The organism is Micromonospora sp. NPDC049051, from assembly GCF_043197575.1.
GTDB lineage: Bacteria > Actinomycetota > Actinomycetes > Mycobacteriales > Micromonosporaceae > Micromonospora.
This window is the reverse complement of sequence record NZ_JBICTL010000001.1, coordinates 811391-825241: the sequence shown is the minus strand read 5'-3', so window position 1 is coordinate 825241 and position 13851 is coordinate 811391. Positions and strand designations below refer to the sequence as shown.

At 75.0% G+C, this 13851-nt stretch carries 14 protein-coding genes; 3 read left to right on the top strand and 11 right to left on the bottom strand.

Going from position 1 to position 13851, the window contains the following annotated elements:
* Positions 1 to 103: 103 nt before the first annotated feature.
* The 9 genes from ACGFIR_RS03990 to ACGFIR_RS03950 all read right to left on the bottom strand — a co-directional run bounded on the left by ACGFIR_RS03990 (position 104) and on the right by ACGFIR_RS03950 (position 9801).
* Entirely contained in the window at positions 104 to 853 is a 750-nt protein-coding gene (locus tag ACGFIR_RS03990; RefSeq protein WP_393143078.1) for an ABC transporter ATP-binding protein, read from the bottom strand.
* Positions 850 to 1860, bottom strand: a complete 1011-nt coding sequence (locus tag ACGFIR_RS03985; RefSeq protein WP_393143076.1) for an ABC transporter ATP-binding protein — start codon at positions 1858 to 1860, stop codon at positions 850 to 852. The genes ACGFIR_RS03990 and ACGFIR_RS03985 overlap by 4 nt, the downstream gene beginning before the upstream one ends.
* Positions 1857 to 2726 (bottom strand): ABC transporter permease, encoded by an 870-nt coding sequence (locus tag ACGFIR_RS03980; protein ID WP_393143074.1) that lies wholly within the window; start codon positions 2724 to 2726, stop codon positions 1857 to 1859. The genes ACGFIR_RS03985 and ACGFIR_RS03980 overlap by 4 nt, the downstream gene beginning before the upstream one ends.
* Complete coding sequence (locus ACGFIR_RS03975; RefSeq protein ID WP_393143073.1) at positions 2719 to 3762, bottom strand: ABC transporter permease; 1044 nt, start codon at positions 3760 to 3762, stop codon at positions 2719 to 2721. The genes ACGFIR_RS03980 and ACGFIR_RS03975 overlap by 8 nt, the downstream gene beginning before the upstream one ends.
* Positions 3759 to 5351: an ABC transporter substrate-binding protein gene (locus tag ACGFIR_RS03970; protein WP_393143071.1), complete on the bottom strand. Its 1593-nt coding sequence runs from the start codon at positions 5349 to 5351 to the stop codon at positions 3759 to 3761. Before ACGFIR_RS03970 ends, ACGFIR_RS03975 begins: the two co-directional genes overlap by 4 nt.
* A gap of 248 nt (positions 5352 to 5599) precedes the next feature.
* Positions 5600 to 6358 carry an SRPBCC domain-containing protein gene (locus ACGFIR_RS03965; RefSeq protein ID WP_393143069.1) on the bottom strand — a complete coding sequence of 253 codons (759 nt, stop codon included), beginning with the start codon at positions 6356 to 6358 and terminating at the stop codon, positions 5600 to 5602.
* Between the two features lies 1 nt (position 6359).
* On the bottom strand, positions 6360 to 6968 hold the full coding sequence (locus ACGFIR_RS03960; RefSeq protein ID WP_393143068.1) for an ArsR/SmtB family transcription factor: 609 nt from the start codon (positions 6966 to 6968) through the stop codon (positions 6360 to 6362).
* A 78-nt stretch (positions 6969 to 7046) separates the two neighbouring features.
* On the bottom strand, positions 7047 to 9245 hold the full coding sequence (locus ACGFIR_RS03955; protein ID WP_393143066.1) for a heavy metal translocating P-type ATPase: 2199 nt from the start codon (positions 9243 to 9245) through the stop codon (positions 7047 to 7049).
* Between the two features lie 148 nt (positions 9246 to 9393).
* Positions 9394 to 9801, bottom strand: a complete 408-nt coding sequence (locus tag ACGFIR_RS03950) for a four-helix bundle copper-binding protein (protein ID WP_393000576.1) — start codon at positions 9799 to 9801, stop codon at positions 9394 to 9396.
* A 196-nt stretch (positions 9802 to 9997) separates the two neighbouring features.
* Between ACGFIR_RS03950 and ACGFIR_RS03945 the strand changes: the two genes are divergently transcribed.
* The 3 genes from ACGFIR_RS03945 to ACGFIR_RS03935 all read left to right on the top strand — a co-directional run bounded on the left by ACGFIR_RS03945 (position 9998) and on the right by ACGFIR_RS03935 (position 12360).
* The gene (locus ACGFIR_RS03945) at positions 9998 to 10465 is read left to right on the top strand and encodes an ATP-binding protein (RefSeq protein WP_393143064.1); all 468 of its coding nucleotides are present in this window, start codon (positions 9998 to 10000) and stop codon (positions 10463 to 10465) included.
* 105 nt (positions 10466 to 10570) lie between these two features.
* Positions 10571 to 11404: an MEDS domain-containing protein gene (locus ACGFIR_RS03940; RefSeq protein WP_393000580.1), complete on the top strand. Its 834-nt coding sequence runs from the start codon at positions 10571 to 10573 to the stop codon at positions 11402 to 11404.
* A complete protein-coding gene (locus ACGFIR_RS03935) occupies positions 11401 to 12360 on the top strand; it encodes an anti-sigma factor RsbA family regulatory protein (protein WP_393000582.1) in 960 nt (319 codons plus the stop codon). Before ACGFIR_RS03940 ends, ACGFIR_RS03935 begins: the two co-directional genes overlap by 4 nt.
* On the opposite strand, the gene ACGFIR_RS03930 is transcribed toward ACGFIR_RS03935, so the two are convergent.
* Together ACGFIR_RS03930 and ACGFIR_RS03925 are read right to left on the bottom strand one after the other, a co-directional pair.
* Entirely contained in the window at positions 12320 to 13183 is an 864-nt protein-coding gene (locus ACGFIR_RS03930; RefSeq protein ID WP_393143062.1) for a cytochrome c oxidase assembly protein, read from the bottom strand. The two genes, ACGFIR_RS03935 and ACGFIR_RS03930, sit on opposite strands and share 41 nt — an antisense overlap.
* A complete protein-coding gene (locus tag ACGFIR_RS03925) occupies positions 13180 to 13659 on the bottom strand; it encodes a DUF2243 domain-containing protein (protein ID WP_393143060.1) in 480 nt (159 codons plus the stop codon). Before ACGFIR_RS03925 ends, ACGFIR_RS03930 begins: the two co-directional genes overlap by 4 nt.
* Between the last annotated feature and the right edge of the window lie 192 nt (positions 13660 to 13851).

Genomic DNA, 13851 nt, shown 5'->3' with positions numbered 1-13851 from the left:
CTCCGGCCCTCCGGATCGCCGTGGGCCTGACCAATCTCCGTACCGTCGCGGTCGCCGTGGGCCTGACCGGGTCTCGGGGGCGTCGCGGTCGGCGGTGGCCGGGTCAGGAGGGCGGCGGGGGCGGCAGGTCGACCACCCGGGTCGCCCAGCGGGCCATCAGCGCCGGGTCGTGGGTGATGAGCAGGACGCCGGCAACGTGTTCCCGCTGGTAGTCGGTGATGACGGCCGCGAGGTGCGCCTGGGTGGAGGCGTCGAGCATGGCGGTGGCCTCGTCGCAGAGCAGGTAGTCGGGCCGGTGCACGAGCGCGCGGGCGAGGCAGGCGCGTTGCAGCTGCCCGTCGCTGACCGCGTGGGGGCGGCGGGCCAGCAGGTCGGGCGTGAGGCCGACGAGGTCGGCCAGCTCCGCCGCCCGGGCCCGCGCCTGCTCCTCGGGGGTGCCGGTGGCACGCAGCGGCTCGGCGATAATGTCGGCGAGGCCCAGCCGGGGGTCGGTGGCGGCGCGGGGGCTCTGGAACAGGATCGCGACACGCGTACGGACGGTGGCCGGCAGCCGGTGCCGCGCTCCCGCCAGCCGCTGCCCGTCGAGGGTGACGTGCCCGGCCTCGGGGGCGTGCAGCAGGGCCAGCACCCGGGCCAGGGTGGACTTGCCGCTGCCCGACGGTCCGCGCAGGCCGACCGTCTCACCGGGGGCGACGCGCAGGTCGACGCCGTCGAGCACGCGCCGGCCGCCGTAGGAGACGGTGACCCCGTGGGCCGCGAGCGCGGTGCTGGTCATCCCGGCGGCGCCGGTCATGCCGGCGGATGCTCCGGCGGTGCTGGTCGTGTCGGCGGATGCTCCGGCGGTGCTGGTCATGCCGGCGCTCCCAGGGTCAGCGGGTGGTGGCAGGCGACCCGGCCCGGGCCGCCGGGCGGGGGCGCGGGCGGGGTGCGGCAGGCGTCGGTGGCGCGCGCGCAGCGCGGGGCGAAGGCGCAGCCCGGCGGCAGGTCGGTGAGCATCGGCGGGTGGCCGGGGACCGGCCGGAAGGCCCGTTCGGGCAGGGCGTCGAGCAGGCCGGCGGTGTAGGGGTGGGCGGGTGCCGCGAACAATTCGCCGGTCGGCCGCCGTTCCACGATCCGGCTGGCGTACATGACGGCGACCGTGTCGGCGACCCGGCGGGCGGCGGCCAGGTCGTGGGTGATGAGCAGGACGGCGCCACCGGCGTCGCAGCGGCGGCGCAGCAGGTCGAGGGTGTGGTCGACCAGGGGCCGGTCGAGGCCCGTGGTGGGTTCGTCGGCGAGCAGCAGAGGCGGGTCGGGCGCGAGGGCGAGGGCGGTGGCCAGGCGCTGCGCCATGCCGCCGGAGAGCTCGTGGGGATGGCGGTCGAGGTCGGCGGGGTCGAGACCGACGTCGGCGGCGACCCGCTCGGCCGCCGCGGGTGCCTCGCGCCGGGTGTGCCCGTGGGCGCGCAGGGTCTCCTCCAGCAGCCGCCGACCCGTCCGTACGGGGTTCAGCGCGGTGGCGGGGCTCTGCGGCACCAAGCCGACGGCGCGTCCGCGTACGGCGCGGGCGAGGTGGCGCTCGGAGGAACCGATCAGGTCGACCCGTTCCCCGGTGGGCCGGCGCAGGAGGGCCTGGCCCGTGACCGTGGCGTTGCGCGGGAGCAGGCCGAGCAGGGCGTGTGCGAGCACCGACTTGCCGCACCCCGACTCCCCGACGACCGCGAGGAGTTCGCCCGGGTGGACGCTCAGGCGCAGGTCGGTGACGGCCCGCACCACGGCGTCGCGGAGCTGGAAGCGGACGGTCAGCCCGTCGACCTCCAGCAGTCCGGGCGGGGCGTCGGTGGCGGGCGGGGCGGGCGTGGGCTCGCGGGTGGTCGTCACAGGTTCAGCTCCGCTCGTACGCGCGGGTCGAGGCGGTCGCGCCAGCGGCCGGTGAGGGCGGCCAGGGCCAGCGTGACGACGACGAGGAGCAGGCCGGGCACGATGCTGGCCCACCAGGCGCCGGTGAGCAGGGACCGTTGCCCGTCGTTGATCATGTTGCCGATCGAGGCGAGGTGCGGGGGCAGCCCGAGGCCGAGGAAGGACAGCGCGGTCTCGTGCCAGACGGCGTGCGGCACCATCAGCGTGGTGGCCAGCGCCAACCGGGGCAGCACGTGCGGCAGCAGGTGTCGGGTGATCACCCGTGCGCGGCTGGCCCCGCCGGAGATGGCGGCGTCGACGAACGGCCGGGTGCGCAGGCTGAGCAGCTCCGACCGGACGATGCGGGCGGTGGAGAGCCAGTGCGTCAGCCCGATCGACAGGATCACCGCGCCCAGGCTCGGGCGCAGCATCGCGACGATGAAGATGCCCAGCAGCAGGTGCGGCAGCGCCGCGATGGTGTCGACCACCCGCATCAGCACACGGTCGACCCAGCCGCCGAGGGTGCCGGCCAACGCGCCCACGAGGCCGCCGATCACCACGGCGACGAGCGCGGCCACCACGCCGACGAGCAGCGAGACCCGCAGGCCGTAGAGGCTGCGGTGGGCCACGTCGCGGCCCAGGCCGTCCGTCCCGGCCGGGTGGGCCCAGGAGGGCGCGAGCCGGGTACGGGCCAGGTCCACCGCGCTCTCGTCGAGCGGCCAGAGGACGGGGGCGAGGAGGCAGGCCAGCCCCGCGCCGACGAGCACGGTCCAGGCGACGGCGGCACCGGCCCGGCCCGTACGGGGTCTGGCCCGGCGGAGCCGCGCGGGCAGGGCGAGGTCAGTCATCGAGGCGTACCCGGGGATCGGCGGCGGCGTAGGCGAGGTCGGTGCCGAGGTTCGCGGCCAGCACCACGACGGTGGTGGCCAGGGTCGTGGCGGCCAGCAGCGGGAAGTCGCTGCCCAGCGCGGCCTGTACGGTCACCGCGCCGAGGCCGGGCAGCGAGAACACGGTCTCCACCAGGACGGCGCCGCCGATCAGCTCGGGCAGGTGGGTGCCGACGAGGGTGAGGAACGGCAGCAGCGCGGTACGCAGGGCGTGGCCGAACAGGACGGTGCGTCCGGGCAGGCCCCGGGCCCAGGCGGCGAGGACGTGGTCGTCGCGGAGGCTGTCGGCGACGGCGTCCCGGATGAACAGCACGAACCACGGCAGTTGGGCGACGGCCAGCACACCCACCGGCAGGATCAGGTGCCACGCGACGTCGGCGGGGTCGGTGCCGGTGGCGGTGATGTCGGTGAGCCCGCCCGCCGGCAGCCACCCGAGGGTCAGGGCGAACAGGGCGATCGCGGCCAGCCCGATCCAGAACACCGGCATCGACTGCACGGCGTACGCGGTGGCGCGCAGCGCCCGGTCGAACCAGCCGCCACGCCGGTACGCGGCCAGCGTGCCCAGCAGCAGGCTCGCCACGAGGACGAGGGCGAGGGCGGCGCCGACGAGCAGCAGGGTCCAGCCGGCGCGGGCGGCGAGCACGGAGGTGACGGGCTCGTGGCGGCTCGTGGACCAGCCCAGGTCGCCCTGGAGCAGGTTGCCCACCCAGCGCAGGTACTGCACCGGCAGCGGGTCGTCGACGCCCCAGTTGGCCCGGATCTGCGCCAGGTTCTCCTCGCTGGTGGTGAACGCCGCCGCGCCCGCGTACTGCTGGGCGGGGTCGATCGGGGAGGCCGCGCCGAGGGCGAACATGCCGACGCTGGTGGCGGCGAGGATGGGCACGGCCACCAGCAGCCGCTGGCGGACCACCTTGCCGGATCCCGCCAACCGGCGCCGTCGACGCGGGGTGGTGCCCCCCGCCGGGGCCGGCGTGGCTGTCGGGGCGGGTGCCGTCACGACTTCCTCGTCCAGGTGTGGATGTTCCACCAGAGGCTGTTGGCGACGTCGTGCTCGTGCGGCTCCACCCGCGGGGTCACCCCGGCGAGCCCGTCCTTCACCACGTAGGTGTGCTGGAGATAGGTGAGGAAGATCCACGGCAGGTCGGTGGCGAGCTGCTTCTGGAAGGTGGCGTACGCGGCCCTGCGGGTGGCCGGGTCGGCGTTGGCGCGGCCGTCCTGCAACGCCTTGTCCACGACGGGCGAGCGGTACGAGCCGGGGTTGAAGAAGCCCTGGCCGGCGAAGGCGGAACCGAACAGCTTGTAGGAGACGAAGTCCGGGTCGTACGGGGTGCCGTAGCCCATGACCAGCGCGTCGCTCTTCATCCGGGGGGTGATCGCGTCCCAGGTCAGCCCCTCGGGCGTGATCTTGATGCCGACCTTCTTCGCGTCGGCGGTCACGGCGAGGGCGAGTTCCTTGCGGAGGCTGTCCGTGGCCGGGTACATCAGCGAGAACGCGGCCTGCCGGCCGTCGCGGACGCGGATCCCGTCCGGGCCCGGCCTCCAGCCGGCGGCGTCGAGCGCGGCGGTGGCGGCGGCCGGGTCGGCGGCGGGCCTGCCGACGATCGAGGGCTCGGCGAACTCCGACGTCGGCGGGACCGGCCCGAACGCCGGTTCGCCCGCCCCGCCGAGCAGGCCGGTGACCATCGCCGCCCGGTCCACCGCGGCGTTCAGCGCCCGCCGCACCGCGAGGTCGGCGGTGACCGGGTTGCCGGCGGGCAGCATCACGCCCCGGTAGTCGGCGGTGGGCACCCGCTGCACCCGGTAGCCGGCCAGCCCGTCGAAGCCGGTGGCCAGCTTCGGCGCCAGCTCCGCCGCGTCGAACTCCCCCGCCCGCATCCGCTGCGCGCGTACGTTGTCGTCGGCGACGAACGCCACCACCACGCCGCTGTTGGCGGGCCGGCCGCCCCAGTACTTCTCGTTGGCCGCGAGCACGAGCCGGTCGCCCGGCGTCCAGGACGTCACGCGGTACGGGCCGGTGCCCACCGGCCTGCGGTTGAACTCGGCCTTGTTGATGTCCTGCCCGGTCAGTGCCTTGGCCGGCACGATGCCGAGGGCCAGCCGCTGCGGGAACGGCGCGTAGGCGTACCTGAGGGTGAAGACCACGGTCGACGGGTCGGGCGCGGCGACCGAGGCGAGCATGTCCAGGTCGGAGCGGAGCGTGGAGTCGACCTTCGGGTCCAGCACCGCCTGGTAGGTGAAGACCACGTCCTGCGCGGTGAAGGGGGTGCCGTCGTGGAACAGCACGCCCTCGCGCAGCCTGGCGGTGACCGTCCTGCCGTCCGCCGACACGGTCGGCAGCTCGCGGGCCAGCGCCGGCACCAGCTCGTTGCGGGCGTCGCGGGCGACCAGGCCGTCGAAGATCAGGGAGGCGCCGTCGACGCCGTAGTTCAGCACCGGGTTCAGCGCGTCGGGCTCCCCGGCCGTCGCCACCACGAGGGTGCCGCCACCCGCGCCCGTCGCGGGGGTCGCCGGCGACGAGCAGCCCGCCAGGGCGAGGACACCGGCGACGGCCACCGCCGTCACGCGCTCGGACACACGCGTACGCATCACTTGCTCCCGGGTCTGCTCGTCGTACCGCCCGGTGTCGTGCCGGGCCGGCGTCCTGGTCTGACCGACCGTGCCCGCGGCGGACCACGGTCACGAACGGGCGGCTGCCCCGGCGGTGCTCTGGATCATCGCGCGCCGGGGCAGCCGACCACTAAACGCCAGCATCCCGTAATTGCCAAAGTGATGCAACAAGCCCCCCGTCGGCATGTCGCCCCGGCCACGCCCCGTACGCGCCGGGGCACCCCCGGTCAGCCGAGGGGCAGGGCGGACAACCACTCCTGCCAGGCCCGCTCGGCCCGGGCCGGGTCCTGCCCAGCGGCGAAGACGTGGTGGGCGAGGACCAGGGCGTCGCCCCGCTCGGCCCCGGAGTGGAGGAACCGGTAGAGCGCGTCGACGGTGCGGACACCGACGTAGGTCGGCAGGCCGGCCAGGTCGACGACGCCCTCGACCGGCGGCAGGCCGGCGACGGTGAACCGGACCCGGTCGCCCTCGGCGAGCGGACCCGCGACGCCGAAGGCGTCGGCCACGGCCGCCCACGCCCGGTCCGCGCCGCCGACCCCCGGACGGAACGCCGAGACCGGGGTCGCGGTCCGACCGGGGAAGTGGGCGAGGTACGCGGCCAGCGTCCCGAGGTACATGTCCCAACCGACGCGCAGCGCCTCGTACTCGCTCTCCCAGTTGTCCCCGAGCACGCCGCTCTGGACCAGCCGCAGGGTCGTGCTGCCCTGGTCGCGGCCCTCGATCAGGTATTCCATGGCCATGAACGTGCCGTCCGGGGCCGGTTCGGTGCGGTCGGCGAACCGCTTGCCGGGCTCCCACGCGGTGATCGTCGCCTCCTCGACGTGGCCGGCCATCGTCAGGCGGGTCCGGCCGCCCTCGCCCGGCTCGACCTCGCTGCGGCCCATGAACCACGAGTCGATGCCCGGGCCGGTCGCGATGGCCTCCCACACCTGCTCGGGCGTGGCGGCCAACTCGACGTCCTTGCGCAGCTCGAAGTGGTGCCCCATGTCAATGCTCCTCGGTCTGGTTGCTGTCGTCGGGGTCGGCGCTGGGGTGCAGGGCGACCACCACCCGGTGCTCGCGTCCGCCGGGGGCGCTCTCGTCGTGGTACCTGCCGACCAGGGCGGTGACGGTCGCCGCCAACTCCTCGGCGAAGGCCGCCCGGTCGCGTGCGGAGGCGAACCGGACGGTGCCGTCGACGGCGAACGTCGCCACCCGCTGCTTCGTCCGCTCCGCGCCGGTGATGAGGGCGCCGACGTCCTGCACCAGGCGGGCGGCCAGCGCCAGCAGCCACCGCGCCGACAGCCGGTCCGGCGACTGCCCCGGGTCGGGCCGCACGGCGGCGAGGGCCGCGGGCGAGATCACGTACGACGCCGCCGTCGCCCGCATGACCCGCTCGGTCATGTTGCCCTTGCGGCGCTCCTCCACCAGCTCGACAAGGCCGTGCTGCTCCAGCGCCCGGAGGTGGTAGTTGACCTTCTGCCGGGGCAGGCCGACGCGGGCCGCGAGCGTCGTCGCCGAGGCCGGCTCGGCGAGCGCGGCCAGCAGCCGGGCCCGCATCGGGTCCAGGGACGCCTCGGCCGCCGCCGGGTCCTCGATCACTGCGATGTCGAACATGACCACAGCGTCCCACCGACAAATTCTCTTGTCAAGACAACTCGAATTGTCGGTAAAGGGCGCGGCCGACCCGCCGCCTCAGCCCTCGGCGGAGCGCAGGCGTACGCGGCGCAGCAGTTGGGCGTTGAGCGCCACCACGATCGTCGAGGCGGACATCAGGATCGCGCCGACCGCCGGGCTGAGCGTCACCCCGGCCCACGCCAGCACGCCCGCGGCCAGCGGAAGGGCGACGACGTTGTAGCCGGCCGCCCAGGCCAGGTTCTGGATCATCTTCCGGTACGAGGCACGGGACAGCCGGATCACGCCGGTGACGCCGCGCGGGTCGGACGAGGCCAGCACCACCCCGGCGGACTCGATCGCCACGTCGGTGCCGGCGCCGATGGCGATGCCCACGTCGGCGCGGGCCAGGGCGGGGGCGTCGTTCACCCCGTCGCCGACCATCGCCACCCGCAGCCCCCGCCGTTGCAGGTCGGCCACGGCGTCGTCCTTGTCGGCGGGCAACACCTCGGCGAAGACCTCGTCGACGCCGGGACGGAAACCGAGGTCGGCGGCGACCGCCTCGGCGACCGGACGGGCGTCCCCGGTGATCATCACGATCTTGCCGACGCCCTGCTCCCGCAGCTCGGCGATCGCCTCCCTGGCCTCGGGGCGGACCTGGTCCTCCAGCGCGAGTGCGCCGAGCACGGTGGCCGCGCCGCCGTCGAGGCGCAGCACGTGCAGCACCGCCGCGCCCCGGCGCGACCAGTCGTCCTGCCGGCCGGCCAGGTCGTCCGGCACCTCGGCGCGCAGCTCGCGGAGCAGGGCGGGGCCCCCGACGGCGTACGCCGTGCCGTCGACCTCGGCGCGGACGCCGCGCCCGGTCAGCGAGCGGAACCCCGTCGCCCGCCGGGCCACGCCACGCTCGGCGCCGGCGGCCACGATGGCCCGGGCCAGCGGATGCTCGCTGTCCGCCTCCACCGCCGCGGCCAGGGCGAGCACCTCGTCCTCGCTGCCGTTCCCCGTGGCCGCCACCCCCGACACCACGTGCTCGCCCCGGGTCAGGGTGCCGGTCTTGTCGAACAGCACCGCGTCGACCGTGCGCATCCGTTCCAGCGCCAACCGGTCCTTGACCAGGATCCCGCCCCTGGCCGCCACCGCTGTCGACAGCGCGATCACCAACGGAATGGCCAGGCCCAGCGCGTGCGGGCAGGCGATCACGAGCACGGTGACCGTACGCACCACGGCCCCGCCGAGGTCGCCGAGCACCGCCCAGGTCACCAGGGTCGCCAGGGCCACCACGGTCGCGACGTAGAACAGCCACGCGGCGAAGCGGTCGGCGAGCACCTGCGCGCGACCGCTGGACTGCTGGGCCTGGGCCACGAGGCGTTGGATGCCGGCCAGCGCGGTGTCCTCGCCGACCGCCTCGACGCGCACCCGGACCGCCGCGTCGGTGGCCACCGTGCCGGCGACCACCCGGTCCCCGACGCCTCGTGGGACCGGTCGCGACTCGCCGGTGACCATGGACTCGTCCAGCTCGGCGCCGCCCTCGGTGATCCGCCCGTCGGCCGGCACCCGCGCGCCGGGGCGGACCAGCACCAGGTCGTCGACCCGCAGGTCCCCCACCGACACCCGCTCGACCCCGCCGTCCACCGTCACCCGTTCGGCGTCGTCGGGCAGCAGCGCCGCCAGGGCGGACAGCGCGCCCTGCGCCTGGCCGATGGCCTTCATCTCCTGCCAGTGGCCGAGCAGCATGATCGTGACCAGGGCCGCCAGCTCCCACCAGAAGTCCAGGTCGAAGGCGCCGAGCGCGGTCGCCGCCGAGGCGACGTAGGCAACCGTGATGGCCATCGCGATCAGCAGCATCATGCCGGGCGCCCGGTCGCGCACCTCCCGCACCGCGCCGACGAGGAACGGCCAGCCGCCGTAGAGGAAGACGACCGTGCCGAGGACCGGGCCCACCCACGCGACGCCCGGGAACTCCAGCCGGTAGCCGAACCAGTCCATCACCATGTCGCTGGTCAGCACGATCGGCACGGTCAGCGCCAGGCTCAGCCAGAACTTGCGGCGGAACATCTCCGGGTCGTGCCCGGCGTGCTTGTCGTGCCCGCCGTGGCCGCCGCCGTGCGCGTGGCCGTCGCCGCCGTGCGCGTGGCCGTCGCCGCCGTGCGCGTGGCCGTCGCCGCCGTGCGCGTGGCCGTCGCCGCCGTGCGCGTGGCCGCCGTCGCCGTGCGCGTGCGGGGCCGGGTCCGTCGTGGTGCGGGGCGGATGGTCGTCGTGGTGGTGCGTCCCGTGGGGCATCTGCGCCTCCTCCAGACCTACCTTACATACCCCCACCGGGTATGTGTCACCGATCGGCCCGGGGACATGAGCACGACGGTGCCGGCACCCCCACGCGGGATGCCGGCACCGTCGGCGCGGCCGGCCCGTCCGGACCGGCCCGGACGGGTCAGCTCATGGTGGCGAGCAGGTCACGGCAGGCCCGCTCGCACGCGCGGCAGGCGTCGGCGCAGACCCGGCAGTGCTCGTGCATCCCCGCGTGGCCGGCGCACTCGTCCCCGCAGGACTTGCAGGCGGTGGCGCACGCCTCCAGCAGGCTGCGGCTGAGGTTGGCGTCGTAGCCGGTGTGCCGGGACAGCACCCGGGCGGTCGTGGTGCAGACGTCCGCACAGTCCAGGTTCGTCCGTACGCACTTGGTCAGCTCCGCGACCATGTCCTCGCTGAGGCAGGCGTCGGCGCAGGCGGTGCAGGCCTGGGCACAGGTGTTCAGCGCGTCGATGACGGCCGCCAGCTTGGCCCGGTCCAGGTTGATCGACTTCGGGTACGTCTCGAGCATCGGCATCGTGGTGCTTGGCACGGCGTTCTCCTCTCGGTCACCACATGCACTACCCGCGGCCGTCGCCTGGCATGCGGTAACCGGCGTGCCGATCCCGTCCGGCGCCGTACGACCGGTACGCCGCTGCCGTTCGGCAGTGCCCCGGGGTACCCACGACCCGGTGCGCTGACCGATGTGCCCAAGCGTGAGCCGGCCGGAGATCGGGTAGAACGAGACCATGGGCCAGCTGAGCAGTTCCCCACCCCCGCCGCAGGCCGTTGAGCTGCGCCGGTGGACCTTGTCGGAGCCGGCGGACCTGCACGCCCTGCGGGCCTCCCTGCACGAGGAACTGACCGGCGACGTGCTCGGTGAGGGCGAGGCCCTGGCGGAGGTGCCCGAGCTCGTCGCGCTGATCGCGACGGAGCTGGCCACGAACGCCCTGCGTCACGGGATCCCGCCGACCATCGTCCGGCTGCTCGCCACCGACGACCACCTGATCCTCGATGTCGCCGACCACGACCTGAGTTCCCTGCCGGAGTTCGCGGAGGCCGGGCCGGAGGCCGAGCCGGAGGGCGACGGCGGGCGCGGCCTGCAACTGGCCCGCGCCCTCTCCCTCGACGTCGGCTGGTACGCCACGGACACCACCAAGAACATCTGGGCGTCCTTTCCCCGCACCGAACGGCTCAGCGGACCACGGGACGCCTGACCGGGCACCGACCGGGCGGAAAGCCGCCAACGGCATCTACCGGCAGGTCGTGAGCCGGGTGCGCGTTCCGAGGCGGCCTACACTGGTTGCCGTGAGGGACTCAGCATGACCAGCAGCGAACGGCGGACCCCGCCGGGCAGTCATCTCTGCTGGTCGTACGACGACCCGGAGTCCCTCGCCGAGCAGGCGGAACGGCACCTCGCCGCCAGCCTCACCGCCGGCGAACGCTTCTGGTACGTCACGCCGCGCCCCTCGGACCTGGTGGCCGAGCGGCTGCGCGCCCTGCCGAGCTTCACCGAGGCCGTACGCCGGGGTGCCGCCGCCGTGGTTCCCCTGGTCTCGACGTATTCGCCCGACCGCGTGGTCGACCCGGCGACGCAGGTCGCCGCCTACGCGGCAGCCACGGACGAGGCGCTGGCAGCGGGCCACACCGGGCTGCGCGTGGTGGCGGAGGCCACCGAGCTGGTACGCACGCCGGCCCAGTTGGACGTCTTCACCCGCTACGAGCACCTCATCGACCGCTACATGCGCACCAGGCCGTTCAGGGCCACGTGCGCCTACCACCGGCCCAAGCTGGGCGACCGGGCGGTCACCGAGCTGGCCTGCATGCATCCGCGGAGCAACGTCGAGGACCTGCTCTTCCGGTTGTACGCCGTGCCGCCCGTCGACGGGCACGCGGCGCTCGCCGGCGAGCTGGACATGTCGAACCACGAGCTGTTCCGCATGGCCCTGGACCGCGCCGACCTGCGGCCCGTCGACGGTGAACTGGTGCTGTCGGCGGCCGACCTGCGCTTCGTCGACCACCGCGCCCTGGCCCACCTGGCCGAGTACGCGCGGCTCCGCGACGCGACCGCCGTGCTGCGCACGTCCCGTTCCGCCACGGCCCGCCTGGTCGACCTGCTGCGCCTGCCCGCGATCCGGGTGGAGGTCACGCCATGAGGACGGGCGCGGCCGCTCAGCACCACGGCTACTACCACGAGGCCGTCCGCTACGGCTCCGACGACGAGTTGCTCGCGGTGGTGCTGCCGTTCCTGCTCGGCGGCGTCGACGCGGGCGAGCCGACCTTCGTCGCGCTGGGCACGCGCACCGGCGGGCTGGTACGCGCGGCGCTGCCGGCCGGCTGTCCGGTCGAGTTCCTGCCCGGCGGCAACCTCTACGCCCGGCCCGCCGCCGCCATCCGCTTCTACCGCGAACTCCTCGCCCAGCAGGTGGCCGCCGGCGCCGGGCAGATCCGGATCATCGGCGAGGTGCCCCCGGCCGACTTCGGCGCGACCTGGGACTGGTGGGCCCGCTACGAGTCGGCGATCAACCACGCGTACGACGACTTTCCGCTGTGGAGCATGTGCGCGTACGACACCCGGACCACACCGCCGGAGGTGCTGGCTGACGTGGCCCGTACGCACCCGCGGTTCGCCACCGCCGACGGGCGGCACGTGCCGAGCCCGACCTGGACGCCGCCGAGGGACTTCCTGCGGCAGGAACTCCCGGTCGTGCCCGACCCGCTCCAGGCGCAGCCGCCGGCCGTCGAGCTGACCGACCCGACGGCGGCCGAGGCGCGCACCGCCGTCTACAAGGCCGACCGGGGCCAGTTGCCGGTCGACGACGTGGAGGATCTGGTCGTCTCGGTCAGCGAGATCGTCACCAACGCGTTGCGCCACGGCAGGCCGCCGGTCCGGCTGCGCGTCTGGTCGGGCGACGACCGCATCGTGGCGACGGTCAGCGACGGCGGCGACGGGCCCAGCGACCCCTTCTGCGGGCTGCTCCCCGCGTCCGGCGACGCGCCGGGTGGGCTCGGGCTGTGGATCACCTACCAGTCGTGCAACCACGTGACCTGGCAACGCGACGCCGACGGCTTCACGCTGCGGCTGACGGCCGGGAACGCGTACGCCGGCTGACCGCGACGGGCTCGCGGCCCGGAGCGGCCGGACGGGCGTCGGCGGAGCGCCCCGGCCGGCGTGGCCGGCCCCGGCGGTACCAGGCGGCGAAGAAGGCGGTGGCGAGCAGCAGTTCGGCGACGTCGCCGCCGTAGTACATGAGCCGGGCCGCCGCGCGCAGCGCCTCGACGTCCCGGTCGGGCAGCCCCGGCGGCAGGGTGGCGGCGTGCGCGTAGAGATACTTGGCCAGCACGGCGTGCCCGGCCCCCGCGGCGAGCAGCGCGCCGGCCCGCACCGCCGGGCGCGGCCGGCGCGGCGCCGGGTCCGGGCCGGCCACCGACCAGGCGAGCAGGTAGCCGGCGGCGACGTAGTGCACGTGCAGCGCGTGGTGCAGCACCGGGTTCCGCTCGGCCGCCGCGTAGAGCGGCGTGAGCAGCACCAGCGCCAGCCCACCGGTGCTGAGCAGCGCCGCCGTCACCGGATGGGCGAGCAGGTGCACCGCCCTGGCACGCAGGAACCGGCCCACCCGGCGGCCGACCGGCGGCGGCACGACCCGCAGCAGCAGGGTCACCGGAGCGCCGAGGGCCAGCGCGAGCGGCGCGACCATGCCGAGCAGCAGGTGCTGCGCCATGTGCGCGCGGGGGTCGCCGGGACCGGCCGCCAGCGGGCCGAGGGCGACCGCGAGCACCGCGCAGCCGGCCAGCCAGGCCGCCGTCCGCCGGCGACGCCAGCCGCGCCGGTCCCGCGACACGGCGAGCAGGTAGCCGGCGGCGAGCGACGCGACCGCCGCGAGCGGCAGCGGGTCCGGCCCGGCGGCGGCACCGGTGTGCGCGAGCGCCGTCACGGCACGTCGCGGCCGTGGCGGGAGCGCACCCGCCAGGTCACCCACGCGCCGAGCAGCAACAGCACCACCGCCGCCACGTTCCACACCACGTCGTACGGGAGCAGGTGCACCCCGTAGCGGATCTGGTGCAGCCGCAGCACCTTGTGGTCGACGATGCCGTCGAAGAGCTGGAACGCCCCCGCGCCGAGCAGGAACCCGCCCCAGGCGGCCCGGGGCAGCAGGACGCCCCGGCGGCGCAGGTCGGCGTACCAGAAGAAGCCACCCACCAGGGCGATCAGCTCGGCCGAGTGCAGCAACCCGTCGGAGAGCAGCCCGACAGGGAGGGTGGAGCGGTCGTAGAAGTGGTGCCAGCCGAGGAGCTGGTGGAAGACGATCTCGTCGACGGCCGCCATCACGGCCACGCCGATGACCGCGGCGGCGAGGACAGACCGGCGGAGATCGGGCGCGGGGGAGCCGCTGACCGGCACATCCGCCATCTCGTCACCTCGCATCGCTCGCGTCCTCTTCGCACTACCCGGGGGCGGCCGGAGCATGCGGAAGTCGTCGTGACGGGACGCTCGTGCCGGGCCGTTCCGGTGGCACCGGTCACGACCGGCGGACGGCCCGCAGGTACCTTCGGCGGGCGGGCGACGATCGTCTCCCGGCGCGGGAAACGCAGACCCCGGGAG

Bases quoted from the DNA above. Each gene is read 5' to 3' on its own strand.
- ACGFIR_RS03980 (WP_393143074.1), bottom strand. From the start codon at position 2,726: ATGACTGACCTCGCCCTGCCCGCGCGGCTCCGCCGGGCCAGACCCCGT.
- ACGFIR_RS03940 (WP_393000580.1), top strand. From the start codon at position 10,571: ATGACCAGCAGCGAACGGCGGACCCCGCCGGGCAGTCATCTCTGCTGG.
- ACGFIR_RS03945 (WP_393143064.1), top strand. From the start codon at position 9,998: ATGGGCCAGCTGAGCAGTTCCCCACCCCCGCCGCAGGCCGTTGAGCTG.
- ACGFIR_RS03935 (WP_393000582.1), top strand. From the start codon at position 11,401: ATGAGGACGGGCGCGGCCGCTCAGCACCACGGCTACTACCACGAGGCC.
- ACGFIR_RS03970 (WP_393143071.1), bottom strand. From the start codon at position 5,351: ATGCGTACGCGTGTGTCCGAGCGCGTGACGGCGGTGGCCGTCGCCGGT.
- ACGFIR_RS03925 (WP_393143060.1), bottom strand. From the start codon at position 13,659: ATGGCGGATGTGCCGGTCAGCGGCTCCCCCGCGCCCGATCTCCGCCGG.
- ACGFIR_RS03955 (WP_393143066.1), bottom strand. From the start codon at position 9,245: ATGCCCCACGGGACGCACCACCACGACGACCATCCGCCCCGCACCACG.
- ACGFIR_RS03965 (WP_393143069.1), bottom strand. From the start codon at position 6,358: ATGGGGCACCACTTCGAGCTGCGCAAGGACGTCGAGTTGGCCGCCACG.
- ACGFIR_RS03960 (WP_393143068.1), bottom strand. From the start codon at position 6,968: ATGTTCGACATCGCAGTGATCGAGGACCCGGCGGCGGCCGAGGCGTCC.
- ACGFIR_RS03990 (WP_393143078.1), bottom strand. From the start codon at position 853: ATGACCAGCACCGCCGGAGCATCCGCCGACACGACCAGCACCGCCGGA.